The organism is Streptomyces mirabilis (genome assembly GCF_039503195.1).
GTDB lineage: Bacteria > Actinomycetota > Actinomycetes > Streptomycetales > Streptomycetaceae > Streptomyces > Streptomyces mirabilis_D.
Genome location: NZ_JBCJKP010000001.1, coordinates 4,944,197 through 4,960,610 on the forward strand (window position 1 = coordinate 4,944,197; position 16,414 = coordinate 4,960,610).

Consider the following 16,414-nt stretch of genomic DNA (forward strand, 5'->3'; position numbering starts at 1 on the left):
GAGGCGAGGCCCTTTCTCCTCATCTTCCTCACGACGCACTTCGCCGTGAGACGGATTTGGCACCTTCCCTAGCCGGGAGCCTCGCCACATCAACGTGACAGGACCAGCTGGAGGGTTGCCGGGGCTTCATCGGGCCGTATCCCTCTGCCCCTCTGGATGAGCGGTATTCGGTTGTGTCGTGCGGGTGGTGCGGTCGTCCGCAAATGATCTACGACATGCGATGGTCATCCGCGTTGTTCAAGACTGTAACCGAAGGCCAGGACAGTTGAGATAGTCGTCCGAACCGCGAGATGGATCACACCGTGAGACACCGGGTGATCAGACAGTGAGGAGCCGCAGACCGTGCTGAAGGAAACTGAGCGCTGGCTGAGCAATCGCTCCTGGTCCGTGACCGATCGCCCGCTCCACAGACTCATGTCCGCCAAACGGGCCACGGGTTCCTCGGTGAGCGTCGTCCTGCCTGCGCTGAACGAGGAGGAGACGGTCGGCGAGATCGTCGCCATCATCCGCCACGACCTGATGCAGCAGGTGCCCCTCGTCGACGAGATCGTCGTCGTCGACTCGGGCTCCACCGACCGCACCTCGCAGGTGGCCGCCGCGGCGGGCGCGCGCGTGGTGCACCGGGACGAGATCCTGCCGCGCATCCCGACCGTGCCCGGCAAGGGCGAGGTGCTGTGGCGCTCCCTCCTCGTGACGAGCGGGGACATCGTCTGTTTCATCGACGCGGACCTGAAGGAGTTCTCCTCGGACTTCGTCTCCGGGATCGTGGGGCCGCTGCTCACCGAGCCCGGCGTGGACCTCGTCAAGGCGATGTACGACCGTCCGCTCGGCGGTACGGCGGGGCAGGGCGGCCGGGTCACCGAACTCATGGCCCGCCCCCTCCTCAACATGCACTGGCCGCAGCTGGCCGGCTTCGTGCAGCCGCTCGGCGGGGAGTACGCGGCCCGCCGCTCGCTGCTCGAACAGCTCCCCTTCCCCGTCGGGTACGGGGTCGAGCTGGGCATGCTGGTCGACGCCCTGCACCTGGTGGGCCTGGACGCGCTCGCCCAGGTCGACGTGGGCGTGCGCAAGCACCGCCACCAGGACGGGCAGGCGCTGGGCCGGATGTCCGCCGCGATCTACCGCACGGCCCAGCTCCGGCTGGCCCGCGGCCACCTGATCCGCCCGGCCCTCACCCAGTTCGAACGGGGCGGGGACGGTTTCGAGCCGCGCACGTACTCGGTGGACACGGAGGAACGTCCTCCGATGGTCGAAATCTCCGAGTACCAGAAACGAAGGGCGGCGTAACGGCACCCCTGCAAGGGGCACGGGGAACTGCGCGCTCGGCCCCCATCGGCCGGAAGATCACATACGACCCCTCATATGGCCAACGGGAACGTTTGAGCGTTTCCATGCGGGGCTAAGTTTCGAGGCATGGCTTCAACGCAAGGCGCCCACAACATCCTCGTCGCGTCCAACCGCGGCCCGGTCACCTACGAGGTCCAAGAGAACGGCTCGCTGCGCGCCAGGCGCGGTGGCGGCGGGCTGGTCTCGGGCCTCTCCGCGATCGGGCCGGACGCGGGGGCCCTGTGGGTGTGCTCGGCGCTCGGCGACGGCGACCGCGAGGCGGTCCGGCGCGGGATCGCCGAGGACGGCGTACGGATGCTGGACATCGACGCCGACGTACACGCGGACGCCTACAACGGCATCGCGAACTCCATGCTGTGGTTCGTCCACCACATGCTGTACCAGACCCCGCTGGAGCCGGTCTTCGACGCGGAGTTCCGGCGCCAGTGGGCGTCGTACGAGGCGTACAACCGCGCGTTCGCCGAAGCGCTGGCCGCGGAGGCGGCGCGGGGCGCGGTGGCGATCGTCCAGGACTACCACCTGACCCTCGTCCCCGGGATGCTCCGCGAGCTCCGCCCCGACCTGCGGATCGGTCACTTCTCGCACACCCCCTGGGCGCCGGTCGACTACTTCCGGATGCTGCCCGACGACATCGCCGAACAGGTGCTGCGCGGCATGCTCGGCGCGGACCGGCTCGGCTTCCTCACCCAGCGCTGGGCGGACGCGTTCACCGCCTGCTGCGACGCGCTCGTCGGCGGTCTCGGCGACACCCGGATCGGCGTGCACGGGCTCGGCGCGGACGCGGACTTCCTGCGCAGGCGCTCGCACGAGGCGGACGTCGCGGACCGCATGGCCACGCTGCGCGAGCAGATCGGCGAGGGCCGCAGGACGATCGTGCGGGTCGACCGGACCGAGCTGTCGAAGAACATCGTGCGGGGCCTGCTGGCGTACCGGCAGCTGCTGGAGGACCACCCGGAGTGGCGCGAGCGCGTCGTCCACGTGGCCTTCGCCTACCCCTCCCGCCAGGACCTGGCCGTCTACCGCGACTACACGGCCGAGGTCCAGCGGGTGGCGACCGAGATCAACTCCCAGTACGGGACACCGGGCTGGACCCCGGTCGTCCTCCACGTCAAGGACGACTTCGCCCGTTCCCTGGCCGCGTACCGGCTCGCCGACGTCGCCCTCGTCAACCCCATCCGCGACGGCATGAACCTCGTCGCCAAGGAGGTGCCGGTCGTCTCCGACGAGGGGTGCGTGCTGGTGCTCTCCCGGGAGGCGGGGGCGTACGAGGAGCTGGGCGAGGACGCGGTGGTGGTGAACCCCTACGACGTGGTCGGCACCGCGCGGGCGCTGGACGCGGCGCTGACCATGCCGGTGGGGGAACGGGCGGAACGTACGAAGCGGTTGGCTGCCGCCGGGACGGCGTTGCCTCCGGCGCAGTGGTTTCTTGAGCAGTTGCGGGAGTTGGAGGGATAAGGGGTACAGGTCGACTGCGGGTGCGTTGTGGCTGGTCGCGCAGCGGTCGGCCGGGGATCAACGGTCCAGGCGACTCGCCAATGCCATCAGCAGGCGCACGACTCCCGCGGGGCCGTCGACGACGAGATCCGCTCGTTCGGCCAGTTCGGTGACTTCCGCGCTGCCGCTGCACACCAGCAGGCCCGGGACGCCGTCCGAGCGGAGTTTGTCGACGGCGGCGAAGGCGGGGAGGTCGCCCAGGTCGTCGCCGGCGTACATGACGGCTTCGGCCTGGACCTCGCGGACGTACTCCAGGAGGGCGACGCCCTTGTCCATGCCCGGAGGACGGAGTTCGAGGACCATCCGACCGGGTTCGACGATCAGGCCGTGGCGGGTGGCGAGGTCGGTGAGGGGTTCGCGCAGTGCCTCGAACGCGGCCTGGGGGTCCTCCGCGCGGCGGGTGTGGACCGCGACCGCGCGGCCCTTCTCCTCGATCCAGGTGCCGTGCCAGGCGCCGATCCCGTCGAGGACCCCGGGCAGCTCGGCGCGGACGGCGGCGACGCCGGGGTGCGGGGCGGGGGCGTTGACGGTACCGGTGCGGGCGTCCCAGCGTTCGGCGCCGTAGTGGCCGAGGACGACGAGGTGGTCGAGGCCCGGGACACCCGCGAAACCACCGTGGCGGACCGCCACGCCGGCCGGGCGGCCGGTGACGACGGCGACGGAGGCGACCTTCGGGGCGAGGGCCGCGAGGGCGGGGACCGCGTCGGGGTGGGCGCGGGCCTGCTCCGGGTCGGCGACGATGGGGGCGAGTGTTCCGTCGAAGTCGAGCGCGATGACGGCCCGGTCGGGCCGGGTGAGGATGGCGTCGAGACCGTCGCGTCCGGCGGGGGTCACGGGTGTCGGCAAGGGGTCCGTGAGGTCCGGGAATTCCGCGTTTTCCGAGTGGCTGCCCATACCCCGACCCTATCCGCGCACCCCCGGGCGCACCCACGGCTCACCGAGTCACACCAGGCGGTGTCAGCGTTCCGCGCGGCGGGTGTCCCGGATGCGGCGGAGGCGGTTCACCGTGATCGGGTCGTGGGCGAGGGCGCGGGGGTCGTCGAGGAGGGCGTTGAGGAGTTGGTAGTAGCGGACGGGGGCGAGGCCGAGTCGCTCGCGTATCGCTCGTTCCTTCGCGCCGGGCCCCGCGAAGGAACGGCGCTCCATGGCGAGGATCCCCCGCTCCCTCCCGCTCAGTTCGTCCATGACCGCACCGTAGCGCCCACCACCGACAGCGGAGCTACCCCGCGGAGTCCATCGTGGTCGCCCTCTGCTGGAGCGAGCCGAGGGTCCCGGCCGGGCTGCCGTCCGGGGAGACCGCCTTGCCGATCTGCTCCTTGATATCGGCGCTGACGGCGGCCCAGGACGTCTTGCCGACCGGATAGAGCTGGGAGGAGGGGAGCTCGTCCAGGAACGGGGTGAGGTCCGCGTCGTCGCTGTCCGCCGCCATCGCCTCGGACGCGGACGTCGTGACCGGCAGCAGGTCGTACTCGTGCGAGAAGGCGAGCACGTTCTTCTCGCTGTAGACGTAGTCGAGGAACGTACCGATCTGTTCCCGGTGGCCGTTCTTCTTGAAGGCCATCATCCAGTCGGCGACACCCATCGTGGCCCGGCTCTTCCCGCTGACGCCGGGCATCGGCACCATTCCGAACTTCACGCCCTTGTCGGCGGCCATCTTCATCAGCGTGGGGTGCCCGTTGAGCATCCCGACCTCGCCGCGCGCGAACGCCGCGAAGGCGTCCGCACGATTGAGCTTCGCGGGCGCGACCGGTCCGGTCAGCCCCTTGCCGACCAGGTCGTCCTTGAGCCAGGTGAGGGTGGCGACGTTCTGGGCGGAGTCGAGGCTGTAGGTGCCGACGTCGTCGGTGTAGCCGTCGCCGCCGCTCAGCAGCCACTGCATGGTCTCGGCCTGAGCCTCCTCCGGACCGAGGGGCAGCGCGTACGGGATCTTCACTCCCCGCGCCTTCAGCGCCTGCGCGTCTGCGGCCAGCTCGCTCCAGGTCGTCGGCGCGCTGAGACCCGCGGCGGCGAACAGCCTCTTGTTGAAGAAGAGCAGCCGGGTGGAGGCCGCGAACGGCATGCCGTACTGCACCCGGTTCATCTTCCCCGCATCGGTGAGCTGCGCGACGAAGTCGGCCTGGACGGGTATGGAGAGCACCTCTTCGGCCTTGTACAGCTCGCCCTTGTCGGCGTAGTCGGCGTACGCGCCGATCTGCGCCATGTCGGGGGCGTCGCCCCGCGCCACCATCTCCTTGACCTTGCGGTCGACGTCCGTCCACGGATAGACGGTGACCTCGACCTTGGTCCCGGGGTGGCCGGCCTCGTACGCCTTCACGAGCTCGTCCCAGTACTTCTGGGAGCTGTTGGCCTTGGAGTCCCCGTAGTCGGCGGCCACGAGTCTGAGGGTCACGTCCCCGGAACCGGCCGAGCCGCCGCAGCCCGCGAGGGTCGCCGTCATGCCCAACGCGGACGCCGCCGCGATCAGTACCGTCCTACGTCCTGTCCTACGCCGCTGCACCGCACTTCTCCCAACCCCCGGCCGCCCCTGTCCCGAGGCTGTCCGTCTTTGCTTCTGCGTCCGTTGCATCCGTCTCGGAATGCGGATACAAGGTCTACACCACGCGAGTGGACTAGACCTCTCCTGGGGTAAGGGGCGACACTGTCCCCGTGAGACATGTCATCGCCCTCGATGTGGGCGGCACCGGGATGAAGGCCGCCCTGGTCGGGTCGGAGGGCGAGCTCCTCCACCAGGCCCGTCGCGCCACCGGCCGCCAGCGCGGCCCGGACGCCGTGGTCGACGCGATCCTCGACTTCGCGGCCGAGCTGCGCGCGTACGGCGAGCACCACCTCGGCGAGTCCGCGGCGGCCGCCGGAGTCGCCGTCCCCGGCATCGTGGACGCAGGCCGGGGCGTGGCGGTGTACTCGGCCAACCTGGGCTGGCGCGACGTCCCGATGCGCCGGCTGCTCGGCGACCGGCTGGGCGGGGTGCCGGTGGCGCTCGGACACGACGTGCGCACCGGCGGGCTCGCGGAGGGCCGGATCGGCGCGGGGCAGGGGGCCGACCGTTTCCTGTTCGTCCCCCTCGGCACCGGCATCGCGGGCGCGATCGGCATCGACGGCGGCGTCGAGGCGGGCGCGCACGGTTTCGCGGGCGAGATCGGCCATGTCGTCGTACGCCCCGGAGGGACCCCGTGTCCGTGCGGGCAGCACGGCTGTCTGGAGCGGTACGCGTCCGCCGCCGCCGTCAGCCAGGCCTGGGCCGAGGCCTGCGGGGACCCGGCGGCGGACGCCGCCGACTGCGCGAAGGCCGTCGAGTCCGGGGACGCGCGGGCGCGGGAGGTCTGGCAGGACGCCATCGACGCGCTCGCCGACGGGCTCGTCACCGCGCTCACCCTGCTGGATCCACGCACGCTGATCATCGGTGGCGGTCTCGCCGAAGCGGGGGAAACCTTGTTCACACCGCTACGGGCCGCCGTCGAGCGGCGCGTCACCTTCCAGAAACTGCCGTCCCTCGTGCCCGCGGCCCTCGGGGACACCGCCGGCTGCCTGGGCGCGGGCCTGCTGGCCTGGGACCTGCTGAATCAGCCGACCACCGCTTCCCGACCGACTTCGGAGGTAACCACCTGATGGCCCCTAGAACGGTTCTCGCCGGTGCCAGGGTGGTACTGCCCACCGGAGTCGTCGTCGACGGTCGTGTGATCGTCGACGGCACACGCATCGCCGGCAGCGCGCCCTCGTCGGCGCGGACACTGGACCTGTCGGGCCACTGGCTCGTCCCCGGCTTCGTGGACCTCCACAACCACGGCGGCGGCGGTGCCTCCTTCACCTCCGGGACCGTCGAGGAGGTCCTCCAGGGCGTCCACACCCACCGGCTGCACGGCACCACCACTCTCGTCGCCTCGACCGTGACCGGCGACATGGACGGCCTCGCCCAGCGCGCCGGGCTGCTCTCCGAGCTGGCCGAGCAGGGCGACATCGCGGGCATCCACTTCGAGGGCCCGTTCATCTCGCCGTGCCGCAAGGGCGCGCACTCCGAGGAACTGCTGCGCGACCCGGACCCGGCCGAGGTCCGCAAGCTGATCGACGCGGCGCGCGGCCGGGCCAGCATGGTCACCCTCGCCACCGAGCTGCCGGGCGGCATCGACTCCGTACGCCTGCTGGCCGAGCACGGGGTGATCGCGGCGATCGGGCACACGGACGCGACGTACGAGCAGACGGTGGAGGCCATCGACGCGGGCGCGACCGTCGCCACGCACCTGTTCAACGCCATGCCCACGCTCGGACACCGCACGCCCGGCCCGATCACCGCCCTCCTCGAGGACGAGCGGATCACCGTCGAGCTGATCAACGACGGCACCCACCTCCACCCGGCCGCGCTCCAGCTGGCGTTCCATCACGCGGGGGCGGACCGGGTGGCGTTCATCACGGACGCCATGGACGCGGCGGGCTTCGGCGACGGCCGCTACCGGCTCGGCCCGCTGGAGGTCGAGGTCAGCGAGGGGGTCGCCCGGTTGGTGGAGGGCGGCTCGATCGCGGGCTCCACGCTCACCCTCGACCGCGCCTTCCAGCGGGCGGTGACCGTCGACCGGCTGCCGGTCGAGGACATCGTCGCGGCCCTGTCCGCCAACCCCGCCCGCCTGCTCGGCCTGTACGACAGGGTGGGTTCGCTGGAACCGGGCAAGGACGCCGACCTGGTGGTCCTGGACGCGGAGTTCGCCCTCAAGGGCGTCATGCGCCGGGGCGAATGGGTGGTTGACCCGCAACTGGGCTGATTCGCCCTCCGATTGGAGCGCGATGTGACCTACGGCGGTCGTCCCGGGACTGGGCCGACCGCCGTTGTCTTTGGCATGATCGAGCCTCCGGATTCTCCGGAACTCGAAACTGTCGGCCAGCGCATCCATCGGGGGAGGTCGGTCCAGGTGATCCTCACGGTCACACCGAACACCGCTCTCGACATCACCTATCGCGTACGGTCCCTGCGCCCGCACACCGCGCACCGGGTGACCGAGGTGACCGAACGCCCCGGCGGCAAGGGCCTGAACGTGGCCCGGGTGCTCGCCGCCCTCGGCCACGAGGTGACGGTCACGGGCTTCGCGGGCGGCGTGACGGGCCGCGCCCTGCGGGACCAACTCGCGGACACCTCCGGGGTGGTGGACGCGCTGATCCCGGTCGAGGGAGCGACGCGCCGCACGATAGCCGTGGTCGACACGACGACGGGTGACTCGACTCAACTCAACGAGCCAGGACCGGAGATCACCCCTGCCGAGTGGGCGGCCTTCCAGGAGGCCTACGAGGTGCTGCTGCGCTCCGCGTCGGCGGTGGCCCTGTGCGGCAGCCTGCCGCCGGGGGTGCCGGTGGGCGCGTACGCGGGGCTGATCCGCGCGGCCCGCGCCGCGGCCGTCCCGGTCCTCCTGGACACCAGCGGCGAACCCCTGCGCCGGGGCGTCGCCGCCCGTCCCGACATCGTCAAGCCGAACGCCGACGAACTGGCCGAACTCACCGGCTCCCACGAGCCGCTGCAGGCGACCCGGGACGCCCGCAGGCGCGGCGCGCACGCCGTCGTGGCCTCACTGGGCGCCCAGGGCCTGCTCGCCCACACTCCGGACGGCCTCTGGCGCGCCACCCCACCGCGCCGCGTCCACGGCAATCCGACCGGCGCGGGTGACTCGGCGGTCGCGGGCCTGCTGTCCGGCCTGGTGCAACACCTTCCCTGGCCCGACCGCCTCGCCCGCGCGGTCGCCCTCGCCACGGCGACCGTACTGGCCCCCGTGGCGGGCGAGTTCGACCGCCAGACGTACGACACCCTGCTCGACCAGATCACGGTGACGACGGACGCCACGGCGGCCTGACCGCCGTAGCCCCGGCGACTAGGACTTGACCTGGCCTGCCTTCAGCGACAGCTGGTCGAGGAGGACGTTGCAGCTGTCGCCGTCCCCGCAGGAGATGGTGATCGTGTTGGTGCCCTTGGTGAGGGTGGGCCACGCGAAGGTCTTCGTCCAGCCCTTCGCGAAGTCACCGTCGGCGGCGTGCGCGTAGTTCTTCATGCTCAGCTTGGAGCCGAACACCTTGCCGTTGACGGTGAGCGTCATCGAGCCGTCGGCACCGGCCGCGCTGTAGCGGGCGAAGAGGGTGTAGGTACCGTCGTCGGGGATGCCGTTGACGGTCCAGGTGACCGAGGCTCCGGGGTTGTTGAGGCCGGTCACGTACGTGCCGCCGTCGGACTTGGCGCCCGCCACATCCGAGGTCGTCGCGACGCCCGTCCCCAGGTTCAGCGCCTTCGCGTCGATCTTCGGGAGTTCACCGGCGGGCGCCGACTGTGCGGACGACGCGCTCGGGGAGGCGCTCTCGGAGGCCGACGGGGTCGAGCCGCCGCCCGCGGTGTCCTTGCTCTTGTCGTTCGCGTTGCCGTTCATCATGGCGACGCCGATGCCGATGACGACGGCGGCGACCACGGCGATGGCGCCGATCAGCAGACCCTTGGTGTTCGGGCCGCGGCCACGGCCGCCGCCTCCCGACGGCTGCCGGCCGGTCGGGGCCCCGCCGGGGACCGTCTCGGGCGCCGAGTAGTGCGCGTTCGGCTGGCCGTAGGCGCCCTGCTGCGGCACCTGGCCGTACTGCGCGGTCGGGGCAGCCTGCTGGCCGTACTGCGCCGTCGGAGCCTGCTGGCCGTAACCGGGCTGCTGCTGTCCGTACTGGCGTTCGCCGACCGCCCGCACCCGGTTGACCGAGCCGGGGTAGCCGTAGCCGCCGCCTCCGCTGGGCGGCGTGGCGCCGTTGGCCTGACCGTCGGCGTACAGATAGCCGAACGGGTCGTCGTCCTCGGGCGTGCTCGCGCCGTTGTTGCCGGGCGTCATCCCTTGGTCTCCTCAACAGGTGCGGTACAGATGCGGTACATGGATAAATGGCGAGCCTACCCGCTCCCAGGGGGCCAAACGGGTGGGCTTCCTCGCATCAACCCACTGACCTGTGACTTATCCGGCACGCCGATGCTGTTTGGGACGAGACCGTTTCTCGACGTACATCCGTTCGTCAGCGGATTTCAAGACCTCGTCCGCCGTCATGCCGCAGTGTGCCCACCCGATGCCGAAGCTGGCGCCCACCCGGACGGCCCTGCCGTCCACACGGATCGGCGGGATGATCGCGTTCCGCAGCCGTACGGCGAGGTCAGCGGCGTCGGCCCGGCCGAGCCCGTCGGCCAGCACCACGAACTCGTCGCCGCCGAGCCTGGCCACCGTGTCGCCGTCCCGGACGCCGTTGGTCAGGCGTCTGGCGACCTCGATGAGCACCGCGTCGCCCGCGTTGTGCCCGAAGCGGTCGTTGATCGACTTGAAGCCGTCGAGGTCGCAGAAGAGCACCGCGAGCCCCTTGGTGCCGTCATCCGTCTCACCCTCGGGCGCGATGGTGTGCACATGGTGGTCGAAGGCGTCGTACGCGTCGAAGCCCGGCCCGAGGTCGAACCCGTGCCCGCTCCCGTTGCCCGTGGTGCCCGCGCCGCCGCCGAGGTGGTTGTCGTAGGAGTTGTGCTCGGCCGCCTGGTCCGCGAACGGACCGTGCCCGTACGCCGCGTCCAGCGACTCGACCGTGCCCGGCCGAAGGGCCCCGGGGCGCTGGCAGAGGCGGGAGCCGAGGCGGGAGCGCAGCTCGGCCGAGTTCGGCAGGCCGGTGAGCGAGTCGTGCGAGGCGCGGTGGGCGAGCTGGAGCTCGCGGCGTTTGCGTTCCTCTATGTCCTCGACGTGCGTGAGCAGGAAGCGGGGGCCGTCGGCGGCGTCCGCGACCACGGAGTTGCGCAGCGAGACCCAGACGTAGGTGCCGTCGCGGCGGCCGAGTCTGAGCTCGGCGCGCCCGCCCTCGGCGGACGTCCGGAGCAGGGTGCCGATGTCCTCGGGGTGCACGAGGTCGGAGAAGGAGTAGCGGCGCATCGCGGAGGCGGGGCGGCCCAGGAGGCGGCACAGGGCGTCGTTGGTGCGCAGGATGCGGCCGTGCTGGTCGCCGCCCATCTCGGCGATGGCCATGCCGGAGGGGGCGTACTCGAAGGCCTGCCGGAAGCTCTCCTCGCTGGCGCGCAGGGCCTGCTGCTCCCGCTCCAGCCGGACCAGGGCGCGCTGCATATTGGCTCGTAGACGCGCGTTGCTAATGGCGATGGCGGCCTGGAAGGCGTACATCTGGAGCGCCTCGCGTCCCCACGCGCCGGGGCGCCGCCCGTTGCGCGGCCGGTCCACGGACAGGACGCCGATCAGCTCACCGGTGCTGCCCCCGGAGATGCCCGGGGTGTACATGGGGGCGAAGAGGCGGTCGGAGGGGTGCCACTCGTCCTCGAAGCGCGGTGCGGGCCCGTCGGTGTACCACTGCGGTACGTCGTCGTCGTCGAGGACCCAGCCCTCGGTGTGCGGAATGAAGCGCAGATCACCCCAGGCCTCGCCCATGGTCAGCCGCCGGTCCCAGGAGGCGCGGGAGCCGACCCGGCCGGTGATCAGCGCTTCGGCGGCGGAGTTGCCGGCGAGCGCGGCGACCACGAGGTCGCCGTCGGGGCGTACGAGATTGACACACGCCAGCTCGTAGCCGAGGCCCGTGACCACGCCGTCGGCGACGGTCTGCAGCGTGTCCGCCAGGCTCCGCGCGGTGTTCATGTCCGCCATCACCTGATGGAGCTGCCGCAGGGTCGCAAGACGGACATAGGGCTCCGACTCGGTCTCCATTCGCCCTCCCCTCGAGACCTCGCAGCAACTCCAGGGTTGTCTTCGGCGTACCTGGTTCTCTTACGGTTCTCTCGCGTACTACTTGGTAGCTTCGTTCATAGCTTCCACGCCACTGAATCACAGCGCGCTGCCCACTCGGTACACAGGGTCAACAAAATATGGGCCCTGTGACTCAAGTCACAGCAGAAGATGAGCAATTGAGTGGGGTTTCTGCATTTCCCCCGTGTGCTTACTGAACGCTTATTTGGACGCTGTGTAGACACTGTGAGCAGTTGTGTCCGTCCCGAGACCTAGGACCCTGCTCGGGACCAGACTTAGGACCGGACTTAGGACCACGCTCGGGCCGAGGCCCGATGCGGCTCCCCCGGATCGGAGACTAGCGTTTCTGCGTGCTGAACACTCCCTCTGCCGCCCCACTCATCCCCTCCGTGCATGCTGAGGGGGTGAGCAACGACGAGTTCCGTGCCGCCATGTCCCGGCTGGCCGCGGGTGTGGTCCTGGTGACCGCGCACGAGCCCGCGCTGGACCCGGAAGGCCCCGGCGGCGAGGACGTCGGCATGACGGCGACGGCCTTCCTGTCCGTCTCCCTGGACCCGCCCCTCGTCATGGTCAGCCTGCGCGAGGGCTCCCGTATGGACGACCTGCTCGACGAACAGCCCCTGTGGGCCGTCTCCGTGCTCTCCGAGAGCCAGCGCCACATCGCGGGCCGCTTCGCCATGAAGGGCCGCATCAGCGACCGCCTGCTCTTCGAGGACATCCCGTACGTCCGTGGCGAGGCGTCCGGGGCACTCCTGGTGGGCGGCGCCCTGGCGACCCTGGAGTGCCGCACCGAGCAGCGGGTCACCGCCGGTGACCACACCCTCGTCATCGGGCGGGTGCTGACCGCGTCGGTACCGAGCGGGGACGGCGGACCGCTGCTGCACTTCAAGGGCCGCTACCGGCAGTTGGGCTGACGCCCTTTCTCCGAGGGCCGGGGCCGGGGCTACCGGTCGAGGACGGTGACGTCCAGCCCGGCCAGCCGCTCCGGGTCGTTGAGGATGTCGATGACGGCGATCCTGCCGTGCACGACCGTGAAGGCGAGGACACCGACGAGGCGTCCCTCAGCGACCACGACCACACCCGCGGCGCCGTTGACGAGGGCGGGCCGCGCGATCCGGGCCAGGTGCGCGTACCCGCTCGCTCCCGAGGCCACGGCGATCACACCCGCCGTCACCCCGCCCTCGCTCCGCGCCACCACGTCCGGGTCGAGCACCGCGACGAGCGCGTCGAGGTCGCCCTCCCGCGCCGCCGCGAGGAACGCGTCCACGACCTCCCGCTGCCGCGCCAGGTCGGGGTCGGGCACGGGCGCCCCGCCCTGGACCCTGCGCCGGGCCCGGCTGGCGAGCTGACGGGACGCCGTCGGCGTACGGCCCACGATGGGCGCGATCTCCTCGAAGGGCACCGCGAACAGGTCGTGCAGCACGAAGGCGAGCCGTTCGGCGGGCGTCAGCGTCTCCAGTACGACCAACAGGGCGAGGCCCACCGAGTCGGCGAGCAGCGCCTCCTGTTCGGGGTCGATGCCCGAGACGGGGCTGAGCACCGGCTCCGGCATCCGGACACCGGGCCCCTCCCCCAGGGGGCCGAGCGGCTCCTCACCGCGACTTCGGCGGGAGCGCAGCATGTCGAGACAGACCCGGCCGACCACGGTCGTGAGCCAGCCGCCGAGGTTGTCGACCCGGTCGGCGTCGACGCGGCTGAGCTTGAGCCAGGCCTCCTGGACCGCGTCGTCGGCCTCCGAGAGGGAGCCGAGCATGCGATAGGCGACGGCGCGGAGGTGACCGCGGTGGGATTCGAATCGCGCGGCGAGAAATTCGTTCGCGTTCGCGCCGTCCTTCGCGTTCTCGGCCTTCTTCGCGTTCGCGTTCTTCGCATTCTTGCCGTCATTCCCGTTCTCTCCGGGAAATTCGCTGTCGCTCATACGTCACATCTCCTGGTCGCCGCCGCGGTCCGGCACGGACTTGCCCGTCATGGCATTGACGGACCGCGGCCTGCTGATGTGACGTCACGTCTCCGGTACGGCGCTCAGTCGCAGTCGGCTGCCGTCCCCGGAGCGCTCCACTTCGACCTCGTTCACGGAATCGTCCGCGAAGCGGAGGGTGAAGTACGGACTGGCCTCGATCAGGAACTGCATGTCCTCACGCGCGCCACTGTCCAGCGGCGCGGAGACGACGGCGTCCCACGCACGGGCGTCGGGCACGGCGGCCTGCCGCAACCGGACGGGGATCCGCGCCAGGCAGGTCGATCGATTGGCCCACCACTCGAGGTGCGCCCTGTCCTCGTATCCGTCCATTCCATGAGATTAGCGACAACTCGGCACAAAGGCCTGTCACCTCACACCCGCGCAGTGGCCGACACGCCCACGGAAGACCCGCGGGTGCCGCGGGTGCTCCTAACCCCAGTCGCGACCGGAGCGGCCCCGCTTGGTGTCGGAGCGCTGTTTCTTCTCGCGCAGCCGCCGCTCGTTGATCCCCCGGGGGATGCGGGTGGCCCGGCGGGGCTTGGGCGGTGGCGCGGTGGCCTCGGCGAGCAGGGAGGCGAGCCGTACGGCCGCGGTCTCCCGGTTGCGCCACTGCGACCGGTGCTCGGACGCGCGGACCCCGATGACGCCGTCGACGAGCCGCCCGGCGAGCTTGGCTAGGGCGCGCTCCTTCCAGACCGGGGGCAACGCCTCGGTCTTCGCGAGGTCGAACCTCAGCTCGACCTGCGAGTCACTGGTGTTGACGTGCTGTCCGCCGGGCCCGCTGGAGCGGGAGAAACGCCACAGGAGCTCGGCCTCGGGGAGGGAGACGGAGCCGCGGATGACGTAAGGACCAGGCATGGGTCCATGGTCGCGTGGATGTCCGGTCCACGTCACCCCGTTTTCGCCGTCATGTGTCCGCCAAGAGGGTAAAGAAAGTAAAGAGGGCAGGAACCTTCGGCACCCCTCTTGGCGTTCTTAGGGGTAGCTGTAGCTTCGTGCCCGTACGAAGCCCATACGTACGGGCACAGCGCACGTACGCAACGAGGGAAGGGACTCCCAACAATGGCTGTAAGCCTGTCCAAGGGTGGCAACGTCTCGCTCACCAAGGAGGCTCCGGGCCTGACCGCCGTCACCGTGGGCCTCGGCTGGGACGTCCGCACCACCACGGGCACCGACTTCGACCTCGACGCCTCGGCCATCGCGGTCAACACCCAGGGCAAGGTCTACTCCGACGGTCACTTCGTCTTCTTCAACAACAAGCAGACCCCGGACCAGACCATCGTCCACACCGGCGACAACCGCACGGGCGAGGGCGCGGGCGACGACGAGGCGATCAACGTCAACCTGGCGGGCCTCCCCGCCGACGTCGACAAGATCGTCTTCCCCGTCTCCATCTACGACGCGGAGAACCGCTCGCAGAACTTCGGCCAGGTCCGCAACGCCTACATCCGCATCATCAACCAGGCCGGCGGCGCCGAGATCGCCCGTTACGACCTGAGCGAGGACGCCGCCACCGAGACCGCCATGGTCTTCGGCGAGCTCTACCGCAACGGCGCGGAGTGGAAGTTCCGCGCGGTCGGCCAGGGCTACGCCTCGGGCCTCGTGGGCATCGCCCAGGACTTCGGCGTCAACGTCTGATCCGTACAAGGCGGTTGAAGGAGCCCCTGGCCCGGGAGATCGGGCCAGGGGCTCCTCGCGTTCGCCTCGCCCGCGCCCCGCTCCCCGTCTCCATAGGGATATCCCCACGTTCCGAGCAAGGTACTGAAACCTTCAAGCATTCACCTCTAGGCTCCCGGGCGTCCCACTCACCCCCACGGGAAACGGAGCCCCCACCTCATGTCCCCCTCCCTGTCCGGCTTAACGGACGAGCACTGTACGAACGACAGCGCTCCGCCCACCGTCCTGATGGACAACCAGGCACTCGACGACTTCCTCACCGCCGCGGTCACCGAGTACCAGCTCATCACCCCCCGAACCCCCCTCCCCTGCTTCGCCCTCCTCCTGGGCCACGCCGGCCGGGCCACCGACGGCAGTTGCTTCCTCTCCGACGGCCATCTCTCCCTGGCCCTCATCAAGCACCGCCTCGACGGTGACACCCCGCTCGGCATGAACCACTTCCGCTTCCACGTCACCGACACGGAGGCCCCCTCGGCGGCCCTGGTCGAAGCGGGCGCGGACAAGCCCGCCGAACGCTTCACCGACCGCCCCTTCGCCGAGTACCGGGCCATGGACCCGGAGGGCAACTGGTTCGACCTCTCCGCACACGGCTTCGGCGGCCCCCCTCCCCCGTCCACCCCCGACGAGACCTGACCGTTCCCGCTCCTCCCCACCCGTGCCCGGCCACCACCGAGCACGGGACCGATTGGCTAGCCTGCACCGGTGATTCTCGAAGCCCTCGTACCCGGCCACGACATCCCCGTCGCCGTCCTCACCGAACTCACCTCCCTCTACGCCTCCCAGCACGAGTTCTTCTCCCTCAGCGGGGACTTCCCCGACGCCCACGACATCCGGCCGGAGCAGGTCGCGGCGGCGCTCACCGAGGAGTTGGCACATCCGGGGGCCGAGGTGCTGCTCGCGCGGAGTGCGGGGCGAGTCGTCGGGGTCGCGATCACCCTCGCGCACCACCCCGACCCCACCGATCCGGATCCGTGGATCGGACTGCTGATCGTGGACGCGCGGGAGCGGCGCAAGGGGTACGGGCGTGAACTCGCGGCACTCGTCGAGGAGAGGTTCCGCCGCACCGGCCGAGACGCCGCCCGCCTCGCCGTCCTCCACAACAACCCCCAGGGCCTCGCCTTCTGGACCGCCCTCGGCTACGAGACCATCGGCCACCGCGAGGACCTCCAACGGGGCCGCCCCTGCGCGGTACTGCGCAAGGCGCTGCACGGGAGGACCTGAG

The 16,414-nt window shown here is 70.8% G+C and carries 17 protein-coding genes and 1 riboswitch; of the genes, 9 read left to right on the forward strand and 8 right to left on the reverse strand.

What is annotated here, in order from left to right; all coding sequences use genetic code 11:
* Positions 1-16: 16 nt before the first annotated feature.
* Positions 17-163, reverse strand: a riboswitch (SAM riboswitch).
* Between the two features lie 179 nt (positions 164-342).
* Positions 343-1,287 carry a glucosyl-3-phosphoglycerate synthase gene (locus AAFF41_RS22785; RefSeq protein ID WP_097285240.1) on the forward strand — a complete coding sequence of 315 codons (945 nt, stop codon included), beginning with the start codon at positions 343-345 and terminating at the stop codon, positions 1,285-1,287.
* 126 nt (positions 1,288-1,413) lie between these two features.
* On the forward strand, positions 1,414-2,802 hold the full coding sequence (locus tag AAFF41_RS22790; RefSeq protein WP_343324546.1) for an alpha,alpha-trehalose-phosphate synthase (UDP-forming): 1,389 nt from the start codon (positions 1,414-1,416) through the stop codon (positions 2,800-2,802).
* Positions 2,803-2,859: 57 nt separating this feature from the next.
* Here AAFF41_RS22790 and otsB read toward each other — a convergent pair whose 3' ends face one another.
* The 3 genes from otsB to AAFF41_RS22805 form a co-directional block, all read right to left on the reverse strand.
* Entirely contained in the window at positions 2,860-3,735 is an 876-nt protein-coding gene (gene otsB / locus AAFF41_RS22795) for a trehalose-phosphatase (protein ID WP_319748722.1), read from the reverse strand.
* Between the two features lie 63 nt (positions 3,736-3,798).
* Positions 3,799-4,026, reverse strand: coding sequence for a DUF3263 domain-containing protein (locus AAFF41_RS22800; protein ID WP_060901731.1), 228 nt, complete (start codon positions 4,024-4,026; stop codon positions 3,799-3,801).
* A 34-nt stretch (positions 4,027-4,060) separates the two neighbouring features.
* Positions 4,061-5,278, reverse strand: a complete 1,218-nt coding sequence (locus AAFF41_RS22805) for an ABC transporter substrate-binding protein (RefSeq protein WP_319748721.1) — start codon at positions 5,276-5,278, stop codon at positions 4,061-4,063.
* A gap of 209 nt (positions 5,279-5,487) precedes the next feature.
* Between AAFF41_RS22805 and AAFF41_RS22810 the strand changes: the two genes are divergently transcribed.
* The 3 genes from AAFF41_RS22810 to AAFF41_RS22820 all read left to right on the forward strand — a co-directional run bounded on the left by AAFF41_RS22810 (position 5,488) and on the right by AAFF41_RS22820 (position 8,669).
* A complete protein-coding gene (locus AAFF41_RS22810; protein WP_060901729.1) occupies positions 5,488-6,447 on the forward strand; it encodes an ROK family protein in 960 nt (319 codons plus the stop codon).
* Positions 6,447-7,592, forward strand: a complete 1,146-nt coding sequence (gene nagA / locus AAFF41_RS22815) for an N-acetylglucosamine-6-phosphate deacetylase (RefSeq protein ID WP_319748720.1) — start codon at positions 6,447-6,449, stop codon at positions 7,590-7,592. Before AAFF41_RS22810 ends, nagA begins: the two co-directional genes overlap by 1 nt.
* Before the next feature lie 147 nt (positions 7,593-7,739).
* Complete coding sequence (locus AAFF41_RS22820; protein WP_343324547.1) at positions 7,740-8,669, forward strand: 1-phosphofructokinase family hexose kinase; 930 nt, start codon at positions 7,740-7,742, stop codon at positions 8,667-8,669.
* 18 nt (positions 8,670-8,687) lie between these two features.
* On the opposite strand, the gene AAFF41_RS22825 is transcribed toward AAFF41_RS22820, so the two are convergent.
* Positions 8,688-9,674 carry a carbohydrate-binding protein gene (locus tag AAFF41_RS22825; protein ID WP_343324548.1) on the reverse strand — a complete coding sequence of 329 codons (987 nt, stop codon included), beginning with the start codon at positions 9,672-9,674 and terminating at the stop codon, positions 8,688-8,690.
* Positions 9,675-9,791: 117 nt separating this feature from the next.
* Positions 9,792-11,516 carry a diguanylate cyclase CdgB gene (gene cdgB, locus AAFF41_RS22830; RefSeq protein WP_319748716.1) on the reverse strand — a complete coding sequence of 575 codons (1,725 nt, stop codon included), beginning with the start codon at positions 11,514-11,516 and terminating at the stop codon, positions 9,792-9,794.
* A 443-nt stretch (positions 11,517-11,959) separates the two neighbouring features.
* Here cdgB and AAFF41_RS22835 point away from each other — a divergent pair, with 443 nt between their 5' ends.
* The gene (locus AAFF41_RS22835; RefSeq protein ID WP_319748715.1) at positions 11,960-12,469 is read left to right on the forward strand and encodes a flavin reductase family protein; all 510 of its coding nucleotides are present in this window, start codon (positions 11,960-11,962) and stop codon (positions 12,467-12,469) included.
* 29 nt (positions 12,470-12,498) lie between these two features.
* Here AAFF41_RS22835 and AAFF41_RS22840 read toward each other — a convergent pair whose 3' ends face one another.
* From AAFF41_RS22840 to arfB, 3 genes are all read right to left on the reverse strand, one after another.
* Entirely contained in the window at positions 12,499-13,473 is a 975-nt protein-coding gene (locus AAFF41_RS22840; RefSeq protein ID WP_319748714.1) for a sigma-70 family RNA polymerase sigma factor, read from the reverse strand.
* Positions 13,474-13,557: 84 nt separating this feature from the next.
* The gene (locus AAFF41_RS22845; RefSeq protein ID WP_067371743.1) at positions 13,558-13,845 is read right to left on the reverse strand and encodes a hypothetical protein; all 288 of its coding nucleotides are present in this window, start codon (positions 13,843-13,845) and stop codon (positions 13,558-13,560) included.
* Positions 13,846-13,944: 99 nt separating this feature from the next.
* A complete protein-coding gene (gene arfB / locus AAFF41_RS22850) occupies positions 13,945-14,373 on the reverse strand; it encodes an alternative ribosome rescue aminoacyl-tRNA hydrolase ArfB (protein WP_054235131.1) in 429 nt (142 codons plus the stop codon).
* Between the two features lie 204 nt (positions 14,374-14,577).
* Between arfB and AAFF41_RS22855 the strand changes: the two genes are divergently transcribed.
* From AAFF41_RS22855 to AAFF41_RS22865, 3 genes are all read left to right on the forward strand, one after another.
* Positions 14,578-15,153 carry a TerD family protein gene (locus tag AAFF41_RS22855; protein ID WP_054235130.1) on the forward strand — a complete coding sequence of 192 codons (576 nt, stop codon included), beginning with the start codon at positions 14,578-14,580 and terminating at the stop codon, positions 15,151-15,153.
* A gap of 267 nt (positions 15,154-15,420) precedes the next feature.
* Positions 15,421-15,825: a VOC family protein gene (locus AAFF41_RS22860; RefSeq protein ID WP_343324549.1), complete on the forward strand. Its 405-nt coding sequence runs from the start codon at positions 15,421-15,423 to the stop codon at positions 15,823-15,825.
* Positions 15,826-15,894: 69 nt separating this feature from the next.
* Positions 15,895-16,413: a GNAT family N-acetyltransferase gene (locus tag AAFF41_RS22865; protein WP_319748712.1), complete on the forward strand. Its 519-nt coding sequence runs from the start codon at positions 15,895-15,897 to the stop codon at positions 16,411-16,413.
* Position 16,414: the final 1 nt, after the last annotated feature.

Bases quoted from the DNA above. Each gene is read 5' to 3' on its own strand.
- AAFF41_RS22790 (WP_343324546.1), top strand. From the start codon at position 1,414: ATGGCTTCAACGCAAGGCGCCCACAACATCCTCGTCGCGTCCAACCGC.
- otsB (WP_319748722.1), bottom strand. From the start codon at position 3,735: ATGGGCAGCCACTCGGAAAACGCGGAATTCCCGGACCTCACGGACCCC.
- AAFF41_RS22800 (WP_060901731.1), bottom strand. From the start codon at position 4,026: ATGGACGAACTGAGCGGGAGGGAGCGGGGGATCCTCGCCATGGAGCGC.
- AAFF41_RS22805 (WP_319748721.1), bottom strand. From the start codon at position 5,278: ATGACGGCGACCCTCGCGGGCTGCGGCGGCTCGGCCGGTTCCGGGGAC.
- nagA (WP_319748720.1), top strand. From the start codon at position 6,447: ATGGCCCCTAGAACGGTTCTCGCCGGTGCCAGGGTGGTACTGCCCACC.
- AAFF41_RS22825 (WP_343324548.1), bottom strand. From the start codon at position 9,674: ATGACGCCCGGCAACAACGGCGCGAGCACGCCCGAGGACGACGACCCG.
- cdgB (WP_319748716.1), bottom strand. From the start codon at position 11,516: ATGGAGACCGAGTCGGAGCCCTATGTCCGTCTTGCGACCCTGCGGCAG.
- AAFF41_RS22840 (WP_319748714.1), bottom strand. From the start codon at position 13,473: ATGAGCGACAGCGAATTTCCCGGAGAGAACGGGAATGACGGCAAGAAT.
- AAFF41_RS22845 (WP_067371743.1), bottom strand. From the start codon at position 13,845: ATGGACGGATACGAGGACAGGGCGCACCTCGAGTGGTGGGCCAATCGA.
- arfB (WP_054235131.1), bottom strand. From the start codon at position 14,373: ATGCCTGGTCCTTACGTCATCCGCGGCTCCGTCTCCCTCCCCGAGGCC.
- AAFF41_RS22855 (WP_054235130.1), top strand. From the start codon at position 14,578: ATGGCTGTAAGCCTGTCCAAGGGTGGCAACGTCTCGCTCACCAAGGAG.
- AAFF41_RS22860 (WP_343324549.1), top strand. From the start codon at position 15,421: ATGGACAACCAGGCACTCGACGACTTCCTCACCGCCGCGGTCACCGAG.